15 protein-coding genes are annotated in these 13,218 nt (G+C 66.9%); 8 read left to right on the forward strand and 7 right to left on the reverse strand.

What is annotated here, in order from left to right; all coding sequences use genetic code 11:
• Nucleotides 1-107: 107 nt before the first annotated feature.
• The 3 genes from BR78_RS0113585 to rpmI form a co-directional block, all read right to left on the reverse strand.
• Nucleotides 108-725 carry a LysE family translocator gene (locus BR78_RS0113585; protein ID WP_029936733.1) on the reverse strand — a complete coding sequence of 206 codons (618 nt, stop codon included), beginning with the start codon at nt 723-725 and terminating at the stop codon, nt 108-110.
• 218 nt (nt 726-943) lie between these two features.
• Entirely contained in the window at nt 944-1,309 is a 366-nt protein-coding gene (rplT, locus tag BR78_RS0113590; protein ID WP_029936734.1) for a 50S ribosomal protein L20, read from the reverse strand.
• A gap of 13 nt (nt 1,310-1,322) precedes the next feature.
• Entirely contained in the window at nt 1,323-1,526 is a 204-nt protein-coding gene (rpmI, locus tag BR78_RS0113595) for a 50S ribosomal protein L35 (RefSeq protein WP_029936735.1), read from the reverse strand.
• Between the two features lie 158 nt (nt 1,527-1,684).
• Between rpmI and BR78_RS0113600 the strand changes: the two genes are divergently transcribed.
• Nucleotides 1,685-3,823: an AsmA family protein gene (locus BR78_RS0113600; RefSeq protein ID WP_029936736.1), complete on the forward strand. Its 2,139-nt coding sequence runs from the start codon at nt 1,685-1,687 to the stop codon at nt 3,821-3,823.
• 40 nt (nt 3,824-3,863) lie between these two features.
• A complete protein-coding gene (locus tag BR78_RS0113605) occupies nt 3,864-4,271 on the forward strand; it encodes a VOC family protein (RefSeq protein ID WP_029936737.1) in 408 nt (135 codons plus the stop codon).
• Nucleotides 4,272-4,302: 31 nt separating this feature from the next.
• On the opposite strand, the gene hisN is transcribed toward BR78_RS0113605, so the two are convergent.
• Nucleotides 4,303-5,085: a histidinol-phosphatase gene (hisN, locus tag BR78_RS0113610; protein WP_029936738.1), complete on the reverse strand. Its 783-nt coding sequence runs from the start codon at nt 5,083-5,085 to the stop codon at nt 4,303-4,305.
• A 66-nt stretch (nt 5,086-5,151) separates the two neighbouring features.
• Here hisN and BR78_RS0113615 point away from each other — a divergent pair, with 66 nt between their 5' ends.
• The 4 genes from BR78_RS0113615 to BR78_RS0113640 all read left to right on the forward strand — a co-directional run bounded on the left by BR78_RS0113615 (nt 5,152) and on the right by BR78_RS0113640 (nt 9,333).
• On the forward strand, nt 5,152-6,210 hold the full coding sequence (locus BR78_RS0113615; RefSeq protein WP_029936739.1) for a phospholipase A: 1,059 nt from the start codon (nt 5,152-5,154) through the stop codon (nt 6,208-6,210).
• Nucleotides 6,211-6,237: 27 nt separating this feature from the next.
• Nucleotides 6,238-6,786: a peroxiredoxin gene (locus tag BR78_RS0113620; RefSeq protein ID WP_029936740.1), complete on the forward strand. Its 549-nt coding sequence runs from the start codon at nt 6,238-6,240 to the stop codon at nt 6,784-6,786.
• 135 nt (nt 6,787-6,921) lie between these two features.
• Nucleotides 6,922-7,953: a GGDEF domain-containing protein gene (locus BR78_RS0113625; protein WP_029936741.1), complete on the forward strand. Its 1,032-nt coding sequence runs from the start codon at nt 6,922-6,924 to the stop codon at nt 7,951-7,953.
• Nucleotides 7,954-8,475: 522 nt separating this feature from the next.
• Nucleotides 8,476-9,333, forward strand: coding sequence for an SDR family oxidoreductase (locus BR78_RS0113640; RefSeq protein WP_029936742.1), 858 nt, complete (start codon nt 8,476-8,478; stop codon nt 9,331-9,333).
• Between the two features lie 133 nt (nt 9,334-9,466).
• On the opposite strand, the gene BR78_RS0113645 is transcribed toward BR78_RS0113640, so the two are convergent.
• Nucleotides 9,467-10,090: a YbhB/YbcL family Raf kinase inhibitor-like protein gene (locus BR78_RS0113645; protein WP_029936743.1), complete on the reverse strand. Its 624-nt coding sequence runs from the start codon at nt 10,088-10,090 to the stop codon at nt 9,467-9,469.
• Nucleotides 10,091-10,206: 116 nt separating this feature from the next.
• Here BR78_RS0113645 and BR78_RS0113650 point away from each other — a divergent pair, with 116 nt between their 5' ends.
• The gene (locus tag BR78_RS0113650) at nt 10,207-10,743 is read left to right on the forward strand and encodes an NADPH-dependent FMN reductase (RefSeq protein WP_029936744.1); all 537 of its coding nucleotides are present in this window, start codon (nt 10,207-10,209) and stop codon (nt 10,741-10,743) included.
• 74 nt (nt 10,744-10,817) lie between these two features.
• Nucleotides 10,818-11,402 carry a response regulator transcription factor gene (locus BR78_RS0113655; RefSeq protein ID WP_029936745.1) on the forward strand — a complete coding sequence of 195 codons (585 nt, stop codon included), beginning with the start codon at nt 10,818-10,820 and terminating at the stop codon, nt 11,400-11,402.
• On the opposite strand, the gene BR78_RS0113660 is transcribed toward BR78_RS0113655, so the two are convergent.
• Both BR78_RS0113660 and BR78_RS0113665 read right to left on the reverse strand, forming a co-directional pair.
• Nucleotides 11,399-12,352, reverse strand: coding sequence for a CorA family divalent cation transporter (locus BR78_RS0113660; RefSeq protein ID WP_029936746.1), 954 nt, complete (start codon nt 12,350-12,352; stop codon nt 11,399-11,401). The two genes, BR78_RS0113655 and BR78_RS0113660, sit on opposite strands and share 4 nt — an antisense overlap.
• On the reverse strand, nt 12,349-13,107 hold the full coding sequence (locus tag BR78_RS0113665) for a precorrin-2 dehydrogenase/sirohydrochlorin ferrochelatase family protein (RefSeq protein ID WP_029936747.1): 759 nt from the start codon (nt 13,105-13,107) through the stop codon (nt 12,349-12,351). Before BR78_RS0113665 ends, BR78_RS0113660 begins: the two co-directional genes overlap by 4 nt.
• Between the last annotated feature and the right edge of the window lie 111 nt (nt 13,108-13,218).

The following is a 13,218-nucleotide window of genomic DNA, read 5'->3' on the forward strand; positions in this document are numbered from 1 at the left end:
CCAACCGTTCGTGTCGAGCGAAGTCGAGACACGGTGACAGGGTAAACGCTTCTCGACTTCGCTCGAAGCGAACAGAGAAGACGGCTTCCGCGTGGACAGGACAGAGCCTAGACGCGGCTGCCGAGCAGCGCCCCGCCGAAGCCGATGAACATCACGCCCGTGGCGCGGTTGAACAGCTTCTGCCGGTTGGCCGGCGCGAGCCAGCCGGCCAGCGAGCGTCCGCCCAGCGCATAGACGCCGTACCAGAAACCCTCGATCACCACGAAGCTCGTCACCAGAACGCCGAGTTGGATCCAGAAGGGCCGATTCGTGTCGAGGAACTGCGGAAAGAGCGCCGCGGCGAAGATGATCAGCTTGGGATTGGACAGCCCGGTGGCGAGCCCCGTCGCATAGAGCGCGCCAGCCGAGCGCCGCGTGTGCGGATCGCTCGCGGCGGCGCCCACCGGCGCACGCCACGCCTTGATACCCAGCCACACCAGATAGGCGACACCGGCATAGCGCAGTACGTCGTACAGCCCCGGCGCCGCCTTGAGCAAAGCGCCGAGACCCGCCGCCGAGGCGAGCAGGCAGAGCAGGACCGCGCTCATCAGCCCGGCCATCGACGCAAGCGCGCGGCGCGGTCCGTGATGGATGCTCTGCACCATCACATGGAGCATGTTCGGCCCGGGCGTCCCCGCGATCAGGAACACGGCCGTGACGTAGAGCCACCAGGTCTGCATCGCCATTCTTCGCCTCCCGCCATGGGCCACCGCGGCCCAAACCCGTCATCGTCACCCCGGCCTTGTGCCGGGGTCCACTGTTCCTCAGGCGAGACGATCTCGCCTCTTGCTTCTCCGTCAGCATCCCGGTGGACCCGGCACAAGGCCGGGGTGACGGAAAAGGAAAAGAAAAGGGCGCCGGTGGATACCACCGACGCCCCGTTTCTCGATCGCTGCAGGTCGCCTCAGGCGGCCTGGGGCAGTGCCGCCTTCGCCTGCGCGACGATGGCGCTGAACGCCTCGCCTTCGTGCATCGCGATGTCGGCCAGCACCTTCCGGTCGAGCTCGATGCCGGCGAGCTTCAGCCCGTGCATGAACTGCGAATAGGTCAGGCCCTCGGCGCGGACGCCGGCGTTGATGCGCTGAATCCAGAGACCACGGAAGGTCCGCTTCTTAACCTTGCGGTCGCGATACGCGTACTGGCCGGCCTTTTCGACGGCCTGCCGCGCGATGCGGATCGTGTTCTTGCGACGGCCGCGATAGCCCTTCGCCTGTTCCAGGATGTTCTTGTGCTTGGCGCGGGTGGTAACACCCCGTTTGACGCGTGCCATGGTTCCGGGCTCCTTACTTCAGGCCGTACGGCGCCCACGCGAGAACGCGGGCGGTATCGGCGTCGGCGAGCACGGAAGTGCCGCGATTCTGGCGGATGTACTTCGCGTTGTGCGAAATCAGTCGGTGGCGCTTGCCGGCGACTCCGTGCTTCACCTTGCCAGTGGCAGTGAGCTTGAAGCGCTTCTTGACGCCGCTCTTCGTCTTGAGCTTGGGCATTTTGGTCTCCTTGCAAACTCGAACGCGCGAACAGCCGCGGCAGCCCTTGATGGCCGGGCGTGTTCCTGACGTTCGAGGAAAGCGGGGCGCATACTCTCACTCTCGCCGCAATGCAACCTGAGTCGGGAACCCCTAGGGTTTACAGGCTTTTTGTTACAATGGCAGACCGGGACTCGCCTATCGGCGCCGCACAGGAGGCGCCACCCCCGGACGATGCTCCGGCAAAGCCAGTCCGCGCGCTCGGCACGCCGCTCGCCAGCGTCATCGCCGTCGTCACCACGATCCTCGGACTGCTCGTCCTCGCCTGGACGATTCTGTTCGTCACCAAGGGGCGCTTCCTCAAGCCAGCCTTCGAGAGGATCGTCGCCAGCCAGACGCACCGCGACGTGAAGGTGGCGGGCGACTTCCAGCTCTATTTCGCGCCGTTCAACGTCAAGTTCCTCGCCGAGGGACTGACCATCTCCAATCCCGAATGGGCGGGCCGCGGCAATTTCTTCTCGGCGAAGAAGATCGATTCGCGAATCTCCACCTGGAGCCTGATCACCGGAAACCACCGGATCAACTGGCTCGGGCTCGAGGACGGCCATGTCGATCTGCAATGGGATGCGGCGGGCCGGCGCAACACCTGGACCTTCAGCGAAGAGAAAGGCGAGCCGCTCGACTTGCCGATCATCCGCCGCGCGCTCGTTCAGGGCACGCTGGTCCGCTATGTAAATCCGCGGATGCGGATCGCGGCGGGCATCCGCATCCATACCGTGGAGGCGAAGGACACCGCCTTCGCCAGCGCGATCCGCTTCGACGGCACCGGCACCGCGCGGGGCACCCGCTTCACCATGGCCGGGGCGTTGCTCACCCCCAACGCAACCGTGGCCGGCGGGCAGAATCAGCTCCAGCTCCAGGTCGAGGGCGTCCGTACCCGCATCGACGTGTCGGGCACGCTCCCCGGCGCGACCGAGATCGAGGGCGCCGACCTGCATATGGACGCGCGCGGCCAGAATCTTGCCGACGTCTTCGCGGTCGCGGGCATCGCCGTCCCCGACACGCGCAATTATCGGCTGCGTTCGGATCTCACCAAGAGCGGCGACGAATGGCGCTTCACCCGGCTGCGCGGCCGCTTCGGCGCCAGCGATCTAGCAGGCAGGTTCACCGTGGCGATGAAGGAGCCGCGGCTGCTGCTCACCGCCAATCTCGCCACGCGCGTGCTCGACATCGTCGATGCCGGGCCCTTTATCGGCTACAGCCCGCAAGCCTCAGCAGCAGGCGCGGTGGTGACGCAGGCCGCGGGCACCCCGCGCATCCTCCCCGATGCCCCGCTCCGCGTCGAGGCGCTCAGGAATTTCGATGCCAAGGTCGACTGGACGGTGCGCACCGTCCGCGCCGAGAGCCTGCCCGTCTCGAACATCACGCTCGGGCTCGACCTCGACGATCGCCTGCTCAAGCTCAGCCCTTTGAACTTCAGCATGGCGCGCGGCACAGTCAGCTCGGACATCACGATCAATGCCCGCCGCGATCCCGTCTTCACCGATTACGACATCCGCCTCTCCCCCACGCCGATGGGTGTGCTGCTCGCCGGCTTCGGCGTCGAGGAATCGGGCACCACGGGCACCTTGAAGGCGCGCGTGCAGATGACCGGATCGGGCAACAGTGTCCGCGATTCACTCGCCAATTCGAATGGGCGCATCGCCGTGATCCTGCCCAAGGGCAGTTTCTGGACGCGCAACGTCCAGCTCTCCGAACTCGACATCGGCGTGTTCATCCAGAAGATGTTCGAGAAGAAATTGAAGGAGCCGGTGCAGATCAATTGCGGGCTGATCGGCTTCAGCGTGCGAAACGGAATCGCCGCAGCCGATCCGATCCTGATCGATACCGAGAAGAACGTGATGCTCGGCCGCGGCGGGTTCAGCTTCAAGAACGAGACGATCGATCTCGCCTTCCGCGCGGACAGCAAGAAGTTCAGCCTGTTCTCGGGCCAGTCGCCGGTGGGAATCGGCGGCTATTTCGCCAAGCCCGGCATCGACGTGATCAGCCCCGAGCTGGTCGCGCGCGCCGGGGCGGGGCTCGGGCTCGGCGTGCTCGCCAGCCCGTTCGCGACGGTGATCGCGTTCGTCGACATCGGCGACGCCAAGGCCGCCGATTGCGGCCCGGTGCTCGCCGGCGCCTCGGCCCGCGCCCAGCGCACCGACAAGGGCAAGCCCCGCGACGATGTCGGCAAGGGCACCACCGCCAAGTCCGAAAGCGGCAAGGTCTCGCAGGGCGAACGCCAGAAGCAGCGCAAGAAGTTCCTCGGAATTTTCTGAACCGCTATACTCGCCGCATCCGACTCGAAGGAGAGCGAGCATGGCCGAGAATCAGGGCCCGATGGATGGCGTCACCGCGCATCTGACGATCCGCGAGGGCAAGGGCAGCGAAGCCGTCGATTTCTACCAGGCGGCGTTCGGCGCCGAGGAGCAGCTCCGTCACCTCGCCGATGACGGCAAGCGGATCATGCACTCGCATCTGAAGATCAACGGCGGTTCGGTGATGCTCAACGACGATTTCCCCGAATATACCGGCGGGATCTCGGTACCCGCGGGCGTGACGCTGCATCTTCAGGTCGACGATGCCGACAAATGGTGGGAGCGCGCCGTCGCCGCGGGCGCCACGATCCGCATGCCGCTCGACAACCAGTTCTGGGGCGATCGCTACGGCCAGGTCGTCGATCCGTTCGGCCACCATTGGTCGATCGGCGGACCGGTGAAGGAATAGAGGCGTCTGCGACTCCCGCAACTTTGCGGAGTCAATGTCCCCGGCAGGCCAGCGCTTCGAGGATCTCCTCGATCCGCGCCGGATCACCCGCGGCGATCACTTCGCCGTTGCTGCCCGCGTGCAGCGGATCGCCTTGCCAGTCGCACATCCGCCCGCCCGCGCCCTCGACCACGGGGACGAGCGCCGCGAAGTCGTGAAGCTTGAGCCCGGCCTCGACGACGATGTCGAGCCAGCCGCTGGCGACACAGCCATAATTGTAGCAGTCGCCGCCGAGCACCGTGCTCGTCACCGCGGCATCGAGATGTTCGAAGGCATGGAGCTGGTCGTCGTCGAACAGAGCCGGCGACGTGGTGCCGAGGATCGCGCCCTTGAGTTCGCGGCAAGCGCGCGCCTGGGCGGGCTTGCCGTTGAACAGGGTCTGACGCCCCGCGACACCCACCCAGCGCTCGCCGATGATCGGCTGGTCGATCACTCCGAGCAGCGGCCAGCCATCCTCGATCAGCGCGATCAGGGTGCCGAAGATCGGCCGTCCGGCGATGAAGGCCCGCGTCCCGTCGATCGGATCGAGCACCCATTGGCGGCCGCTGCTGCCTTCGCGGACGCCGAACTCCTCGCCGATGATCCCGTCCATCGGCCGTTCGGCGATGATCAGCCGGCGCATCGCCTCCTCCGCCTCGCGGTCGGCGAGCGTCACCGGCGACAGATCCTCCTTGGCCTCGAGCCCGAAGGAACCGCGAAAGCGCGGTCGGATCGCCGCTCCGGCGGCATCGGCAAGGCGCTGGGCGAGCGCGACATCGGTCTCGGAAACGGGCATGCCCGCTGCCCTACCCGCCCGTTTTTGACTCGCCAAGGTCACAATGCGCTGCCAGTCGTTTCGGCCATGCGTCTCGTCCCGCTCGTCATCGGCATTTTCGTCGCCACGCCCGCCGCCGCCCAGGTGCGTGCGGTGCCGGCCCAGCCCGCCTCCGAAGCCGAGGCGCTGCGCGGCGTCGAGGTCTTCCTCGTCAACGAGACCGCCGCCCCCGTCGCCGATGCCGGACCGCGCCAGATCGAAGTGACCGCAGTCGACGGCACTCGCCTCGTGCTCGAGCGCGCGCCCGGCCCTACGCCGACGATTGCGCCCGGCGGTTTCGCCAAGGCGCGCTATGTTCCCGTGAGCATCGCGAATGTCGCCATCCCGCCTTCGGACCAGCATCCGGCCGCGAAGATCCCGGCCGAAGAGACCGTCGTCCAGAGCTCGACCGGCTCTTCGTCCGCCTTCCTCGACCGGTTCGAACCGCACGAGCCCATTTATGGCGTGTTCGGCACCGGCGATGCGGGCGGCAAGCTCCAGATGAGCTTCGCCTTCCGTCCCTTCGCCGAAGATGCCCCGCTCAAGCTCGGCAATCTGCGCTTCGCTTATACCCAGACGATGTTCTGGGCGTTGGCCGAGCCCTCGGGGCCGTTCCGCTCGACCATTTATTCGCCCGAAGTCTATGCCGACATCCCGTTCGACGAGACCACCAAGGTCGCGATCGGCTGGCGGCACGATTCGAACGGCCGCGGCATGGTAAACTCGATCGACGTCAATCGTATCTTCGGCCGCGTCGAGAAGAGCTTCGATCTCGGCGGCGACTGGCATCTCGACGTCGCGCCCCAGGCCTGGTTCTATGTCGGCCGGTTCGGCACCGCGCCCGACGTGAAGGACTATCTCGGCTATACCGCGCTCACGGCCGCGATCCGGCAGGAGAATGGCCTCAAGGTCGCGATCACCGGCCGCGGCAATTTCGAGACCGGTCGCGGCGGCGCCGAATTGTTTGCCTCATACCCGCTGGCGCCGATCGGCGGCGGCATCGGATTCTATCTCTTCGGCCAGGCTTTTACCGGCTATGGTGAGGCGCTCGACGACTATCGACGTAACGATACCCATGCACGGATCGGCATCGCACTGACGCGATAGGCCGGTCCAATTCCTGGAGTGAATGCCATGCGGACCAAGCTTTTCCTCGCCGCCCTGCTCCTGCCGCTGTCGCTGCCGGTCGAGGCGGCGCTCGCTCCCGGCGCCGTGGCACCCGATTTCAGCGCGGCGGGCGCAATGGCGGGCAAGCCGCTGAGCGTGAATCTCAAGGCCGCGCTCAAAAAGGGGCCGGTCGTGCTCTATTTCTTCCCCGCGGCGTTCATCGGCGGCTGCAATGTCGAGGCGGCGGCCTTTGCCGCGGCGCTCCCCGATTTCACTGCGGCAGGCGCCACCGTGATCGGCATGACCGCAGGCAATGTCGACAAGCTCGTCGCTTTTTCGAGCGAGCATTGCGCGGGCAAGTTCGCAGTGGCCGCCGCGAGCCCGGAAGTGATCAGGGGCTATGACGTGCTGCTCCGCAAGCCCGACGGCACGCCGACGACGATCACCAGCCGCACCAGCTATGTGATCGCCCCCAACGGCAAGATCCTCTTCGCGCACACCGATATGAGCCCGAACGACCATATCAAGATGACGCTCGACGTGGTCCGCAAGTACAAGGCCGGGAAGCGGAGCTGATTCCGGCCCCCGGCTTCATTCTTGGGAAAGCATTTGCTCACCGGATATTAGCAGTTCGCCGTTAGACCCTGATGCAACAGATATGCGGCGGGACCGCAAGGATACCGCAACCGAGATGCACAGGGGTTAGGGGCTATGGCCGGCGCAAGGGCCGTCCGGGCGGCAAACGGAAGCGATTCCTCGCACCGTCTTTACGACCGAATCGGCGAATTTCTGGTCGATCAGCGGCTCGACCCTGATCCCGGCAACTATGCGTTCGCTTATCATCTGCTCGCCGATCCGGAAGGACCGCTCGCGCGTGCGGTCCACGCCCTGACCGATGGCGGCGTCCGCCTCACCCAGCGCGACATCGAGACGCTGGGCTGCGATCTCCAGCCGGTCCAGAACGGCAAGGGCGCGAAGGAAAAGGCCGACGGCCTCGTCGCGCAGACCCAGATGCAGGTCGAAGGCTTCCAGGACATGGTCACGGCCATCCGCGCCGAGACCGAGGATTTCGGCAGGAACCTGGCCGCGAGCGCCGAAGCCATTTCGCGCTCCACCGACGCCGACGGCTCGATCGCGATCGGAGAGGTCGCCCGGATCACCGCCGCGATGATCGAGCGCGTCCACAGCACCGAAGCCCAGCTCGCGCATGCGACGCGCGAAGCCAGCGAGCTCCGAGAGAAGCTGGAGGAAGCGCGCGACAATGCCCGGCGCGATCCGCTCACCGACCTGCCCAACCGCCGGGCGCTCGAGGAAGCCTATGCCGCACAGGCGGCATCCGGGACACGGATCTGCGTCGCGGTTTGCGACGTCGACCATTTCAAGTCGGTCAACGATCGCTTCGGCCATGCCGTCGGCGACCGCGTCCTCAAGGCGATCGCCGAGGCGCTAAGCCAGACCTGCGCAGGGCATCTGGTCGCCCGCTATGGCGGCGAGGAGTTCGCGGTGCTCTTCACCGGCGTCGACCTCGGCACCGCGCGCCATATTCTCGACACCGCCCGGGCCACGGTCGCGACCAAGCGCTATCGGTTGCGCGAAACCGACGCGCCGCTCGGCGAGATCACCTTCTCGGCCGGACTCGCCCCTGCGGAGGCGGGCGAAGGGCTGTCGACCGTGTTCCACCGCGCCGACCGGCTGCTCTACGCCGCCAAGACCGCGGGACGGAACTGCCTCCACATCGGGTGACCGATATCGGACAGCGATTGTCCGCTTGCGATTGGTAATTTACACCAACACGTGGCGCGCATTTTCCCAAATTCTCCACAACGCAGAACACCAATCCATGATTTTCAATAGCTTACAAGAATTGGCACGCTCCCTGCTAATATCCTGGCATCGGCCGCCGGATGATCCGGACGCCGCCAACCAGGGAGTAAGAACCATGACCGCTCGTCTCGACTCGTTTCACCGCACCCTCGCCGTCCTCGGCTCGGTGCTCTTCACTGTCGCTTTCGTGGTCTTTTCGACCCCCGTCGTTCCGATCGCATGATCCGGCGCGCTGAAAAGGAGAAGATCACCATGGTACGCAGCATCATGCTTGGCCTGGTCTCGTTCGGTCTCACCGCGACGATGATCCTCGCCACCGCAACGCAGGGTTCGGCGCTCATCGCCTGAACCCTGCCCCGCCGCCTGCGGGCGGCGACAAGACGCGGAACCTCCGGCGTTCCGCACCGGTTCTCTCGGCAACCCCTCCACTGGAGCCAGCCGATGAGCGACACCGACACGATCGACATGATCCACGAGGACGCGCTGCCCGGACACGAGAGCGCGCTCGAGCCCAAGCCCGATTGGGAGCCCCGTTACCCCGGCTCCGGCCGATTGCAGGACAAGGTCGCGGTGATCACCGGCGCCGACAGCGGCATCGGCCGTGCCGTCGCCGCGCTCTATGCCCGCGAAGGCGCGCATGTCGCGATCCTCTATCTTTGCGAGCATGACGATGCCGCGATGACCGCGGACATCGTCCGGCAGGAGGGGTGCGAGGCGCTGACCATCGCCGGCGATATCGGCGACAAGGCCTTTTGCGACCGCGCGATCGCGCAGGTGATCGAGAAGTTCGGCCGCATCGACGTGCTGGTGAACAATGCCGGCGAGCAGCATCCCGACAAGCATATCACCGACATCACCGAGGAGCAGCTCAAGCGCACCTTCCAGACCAACATCTTCGGGATGTTCTTCCTCACCCAGGCCGCGATGCCGCACCTGAAGGAGGGCGCGACGATCGTGAACTGCACGTCGGTCACCATGTATCAGGGCTCGAAGGAGCTGCTCGACTATTCGAGCACCAAGGGCGCGATCACTGCCTTCACGCGCAGCCTTTCCGAGAATCTGATCGAGAAGGGCATCCGCGTGAACGCCGTCGCGCCCGGGCCGATCTGGACCCCGCTCAACCCGATGGGCGGCGCGAGCCCGGAGAAGGTCGAGCATTTCGGCGAGAACACGCCGATGGGCAGGCCCGGCCAGCCCAACGAAGTCGCGCCCTGCTTCCTGTTCCTCGCCTGCGAGGATGCGAGCTACATGTCGGGGCAGGTGCTGCACCCCAATGGCGGGACGATCGTCAACGGCTGAACGCCGATCGAAAGGTTAGTAAAGGTTAGGCGAAAACGCAGTGCCTGCGCGGTGCGTGGTGCCGCGTCCAGCCACGCGGAGCATTCAACATGTCAAGAGCCTCGGCCCCGCATAGAACATTTAGAGAACATTGTCAAGCCGGCGTCGCGCCGACGGCCTGAATCCTTCCGCCGGGCGCCTCCTCGCCACGCGAATAGGTGCCGGTGAGCACGCCTGCCGCGAGCACACGGCCGGCCATCGCGCGGACGATCGCGCTGCGGCCGGGACTCTCTCCGGCATCGGGGCCGGGTCCCAAAGCGAACAGCTGGAAGGCATAATTGTGCACGCCGTGGCCGGTCGGCGGATCGGGCGGCAGCCAGCCCTCGCCGAAGAAGCTGTTGCGGCCGACATCGGTGCCACCGTGATCGCCTGCACCATCGGCACGGATCGCGCCTTCCTTCAGTTCGCCGTCCTCGGGCGGCAAATCCCAGACCACGGCGTGGACCAGGGGCTGCGGCGCGGGCGCGTCCGGGTCCTCGACGATCAGCGCGAGGCGCTCGGTACCCTCGGGCACCCCGGTCCAGAACAAGGGCGGCGACACCCCCTCGCCATCCGCGGTGAACCGCTCGGGCAGGCGGGCACCATTGGCGAAGGCGGGACTGGCGAGATGCAGCGCCTCGAACGCGCCGAGTTCGCGCTGCGCGATCGCCAGTTTGTCGACTCCGGCGCGCAATCCCTTGAGCGCGCTTCCCAGCCAGTGCGGGACATGTTCGAGCATCGGGCCTCCTGCGGATTGGAAGCGTGAACGACCGGGCCGGCAAAACTATCCGGCCAGAGCGTAGCGCGCAGTGACGATGCTGGCGCGGATCGCCCCTTTGGGCTAGCGGGATCGTCATGAGCGCACCCCATATCGTCGCCCTCGGCGGAACCTTGCGGACCGAATCCACCACCGGGCGCCTGCTGGCGGCGGCGCTGGAGATCGCCGAGGCGCGCGGCGCGCGCGTCACCTTGCTCACGGGCGACGACATCGCCTTTCCGCATTACGAGCCCGGCAATGCCGACAGCCACGCCGCGATCGGCCGCTATCTGGCCGCGCTGCGCACCGCCGACGCCGTCATCGTCGGATCGCCCGGCTATCACGGGACCTTGTCCGGACTGGTCAAGACGGCGCTCGATTATGTCGAGCAGTTGCGGGCCGACGAGCGCGTCTATTTCGACGGGCTGCCGGTGGGCCTGATCGCGACGGCCGCCGGCTGGCAGGCGGCGGTTTCGACGCTGCAGGCGCTACGCACCATCACGCATTCGCTGCGCGGCTGGCCGACCCCGATGGGGCTCGCGATCAACACCGCGGAGGCCGGCGACGCCATCGCGAAATGCAATCCGCAGATGGAGATCATGGTGGGCCAGATCTTCGATTTCCTGCGCCGATGATTTCGCATGCTTAACGTTTTTGTGAGGCCTTTGCGGCTAGTGTAGCGCTTTGGAACCGGGGGGTTTGAGCGCGAATGGATCAGGCTTCGGCCCAGCGGCTTGCGGGCGCGCGCCGCAAGGCGGTGCGTACCGTCCTGGCGGCCGGGAGCTGCCGCGCGAGCCTGAACGAAATCGCCCAGCGGCTGGGCAATCTCGACTATCTGGTGGTGCTGGCCGAATCCGCGCCGCAGGCGCTCGAGCTCATCTCGGCGCGCGGCTTCGACCTCGCGCTGATCGACGTGCTGACGCCCGAAAATTCCGCCCTCCACATGGTCAACGAAATTCGCGGCGCGCGTGATACCACGGATCTGCCAGTGATCGTTCTGGGCCATGCGGGCCGCGCGATCGAGGCGTTCCGCGCCGGCGCCGACGACTGGCTGGCCAGGCCGTTCGCGTTCGACGAGCTCGCCGCGCGCATCGACCGGATATTGGCGCGCGCGGACCGGATCGAGGAGCTCAAGCGCACCAATCTCGCGCTCGATGCGCGCATCGCCGCCCGCGCGATCGAGCTGGGCGAAGCGAAGGCCGAGCTGGCCGCGGCGCGCACCGATCGTTCGCAACTGATGAGCTCGATCCGCCGGTTGCACGACGAACTCGCCCTGCAGCGAAACGCGGCTTAGCGCTCGAACCAGTGCCGGCGGACGAAATAAGCCGCGATCGCCACTGCCATCGCCGCGCATATCCAGAACACGCCCCAGAACGCCCATGGCTCATGCGCGAAGGGTATCCCGGCGACGTTCATGCCGAGCAGCCCGGTGATGAAGGTCAGCGGGAGGAACACCATCGCCACCACCGCGATGATCAGCGAGCGCTGGTCGATCTGCTCGGCGCGAAGATCGGTGAGCGTTTCGTGGACCAGCGCCGCACGCTCGCGAATGCTTTCCAGCTCCTCGGCCATGCGCGCGGCACGATCGGCTGCGGCCGAGAGATGGAGCCGATCATCGTCGCCGAGCCAGTCGTTCGGCATCGCGGCGAGCTTCTCCAGCGCGGTGCGCTGCGGCGTGAGGAAACGGCGCAAGCCGATCGCCTGGCTGCGCGCGCGATTGACCATCCGCCGCAACTCGAAGGCATGGCGCGAGGCGATCTGCTCCTCGCAATCGTCGAGCGAATCGCCGAGATCGGCGACGACGGGATCGAGTTCCTCGGTGATCGCCTGCGCCAGCGCCGCGATCAGATCGCCGGGATCGAGGACCTTGCCTGCCTCGACCAGCTCGCGCACCGGATGGAGGGCATTCAACGCCTTGCGCGTGACCGAGAAGACGCAGCCGCCCAGCGCATAGATGCGGATCGACGCGAGCAGATCGGAGGTCTCGAGTTCCTCCGACGAAAGCCCGCGCAAGTTGATCACCACGCCTTCGCCGACCGCGTCGCAGCGCGGGCGGGTCTCGGCGGCAGTCAGCGCTTCGATGACATAAGGCGACAGGCCCGCCTCACCCCCGAGCCACGCCTTGGCGCGCTCGTCATTGGTGGTGAGATGAATCCAGACCAGACCGGCGCGGCGGCCGAGCGCCTGCTTGAGCGGCGGCGACTCGACCTTGCCGTCCTCCACCACATAGGCGAAGCCGCTCATCTGCCCATCTCGAGGTAAACCGACAGGCCGGCGGCCGGCGTGACCGGCACCGTATCGCAAGCGATGCGAAGCGCGTCGGCGCGGGCGCGGTCGAGTATGGCCTCTGGCACGTCGCGATGATGGAAGACGCGATCGGCCTGCGCAAGCGCCCGCGCCTGGCGCAGGCTGAGGTCATCCGGATCGGCCGATGCGAGGGTGAACCGAAGCATCGCCGTTTCGACCGCCGCCGAACCGGCGAGCCAAGCCTCCACTGCATCCCCCGCATGATCCCGAAGCGGATCGAGCGGCCCGGCCAGCGCGCCGCCGAGCGCGCGGCGGCGTTCGCCGGTTTCGGGCCAATGCTTGCGGATGGCGGGCTTGGCCGCTTCCAGCGCGCGGGCGAGCGCGCCGAGGCTCGCCGGCAGCAATGCCTCCAGCCGCTGGCGCAAGGCGGCCGCCAGTCCCGCCGAAACCCCGCCGGTACCGACCGCCACGAGCACCGGATCGCGGTCGACGATCGCGGGCACGGTGAAGTCGCAGAGATCGGGCCGGTCGACTGTGTTCACCAGCACGCCCCGCGCACGCAGCCGCGCGACCACGGGCTCGGGGTCTTCAGTGGCGACGATCGCGAGCACCGCCTCGGCTTCCTCGCCGACGATCCTGGCGCCGGCGCGCTCGAGCAGGCGGCGCTTGGCCTCCGCCGCCTCGCCCGCGCCGATCAGGATGACCGGCCGCCCCGCCAGCTTCACGAAGATCGGCAGGGCGGCGAGGCTCATAGGGTCCATACCCCCGGCTGGCGATGGCCGTGATCGTCCGGGGAGGTCCGCTGGCAAGGAGCGGTGCGCAGTCGCGTAGCTGACGCTACGCGCAAGCAGCGGCGACGCCGC

The organism is Sphingomonas sp. UNC305MFCol5.2 (assembly GCF_000712135.1).
Taxonomy (GTDB): Bacteria; Pseudomonadota; Alphaproteobacteria; order Sphingomonadales; family Sphingomonadaceae; genus Sphingomonas.

Bases quoted from the DNA above. Each gene is read 5' to 3' on its own strand.
- BR78_RS0113585 (WP_029936733.1), bottom strand. From the start codon at position 725: ATGGCGATGCAGACCTGGTGGCTCTACGTCACGGCCGTGTTCCTGATC.
- rplT (WP_029936734.1), bottom strand. From the start codon at position 1,309: ATGGCACGCGTCAAACGGGGTGTTACCACCCGCGCCAAGCACAAGAAC.
- rpmI (WP_029936735.1), bottom strand. From the start codon at position 1,526: ATGCCCAAGCTCAAGACGAAGAGCGGCGTCAAGAAGCGCTTCAAGCTC.
- BR78_RS0113600 (WP_029936736.1), top strand. From the start codon at position 1,685: ATGGCAGACCGGGACTCGCCTATCGGCGCCGCACAGGAGGCGCCACCC.
- BR78_RS0113605 (WP_029936737.1), top strand. From the start codon at position 3,864: ATGGCCGAGAATCAGGGCCCGATGGATGGCGTCACCGCGCATCTGACG.
- hisN (WP_029936738.1), bottom strand. From the start codon at position 5,085: ATGCCCGTTTCCGAGACCGATGTCGCGCTCGCCCAGCGCCTTGCCGAT.
- BR78_RS0113615 (WP_029936739.1), top strand. From the start codon at position 5,152: ATGCGTCTCGTCCCGCTCGTCATCGGCATTTTCGTCGCCACGCCCGCC.
- BR78_RS0113620 (WP_029936740.1), top strand. From the start codon at position 6,238: ATGCGGACCAAGCTTTTCCTCGCCGCCCTGCTCCTGCCGCTGTCGCTG.
- BR78_RS0113625 (WP_029936741.1), top strand. From the start codon at position 6,922: ATGGCCGGCGCAAGGGCCGTCCGGGCGGCAAACGGAAGCGATTCCTCG.
- BR78_RS0113640 (WP_029936742.1), top strand. From the start codon at position 8,476: ATGAGCGACACCGACACGATCGACATGATCCACGAGGACGCGCTGCCC.
- BR78_RS0113645 (WP_029936743.1), bottom strand. From the start codon at position 10,090: ATGCTCGAACATGTCCCGCACTGGCTGGGAAGCGCGCTCAAGGGATTG.
- BR78_RS0113650 (WP_029936744.1), top strand. From the start codon at position 10,207: ATGAGCGCACCCCATATCGTCGCCCTCGGCGGAACCTTGCGGACCGAA.
- BR78_RS0113655 (WP_029936745.1), top strand. From the start codon at position 10,818: ATGGATCAGGCTTCGGCCCAGCGGCTTGCGGGCGCGCGCCGCAAGGCG.
- BR78_RS0113660 (WP_029936746.1), bottom strand. From the start codon at position 12,352: ATGAGCGGCTTCGCCTATGTGGTGGAGGACGGCAAGGTCGAGTCGCCG.
- BR78_RS0113665 (WP_029936747.1), bottom strand. From the start codon at position 13,107: ATGAGCCTCGCCGCCCTGCCGATCTTCGTGAAGCTGGCGGGGCGGCCG.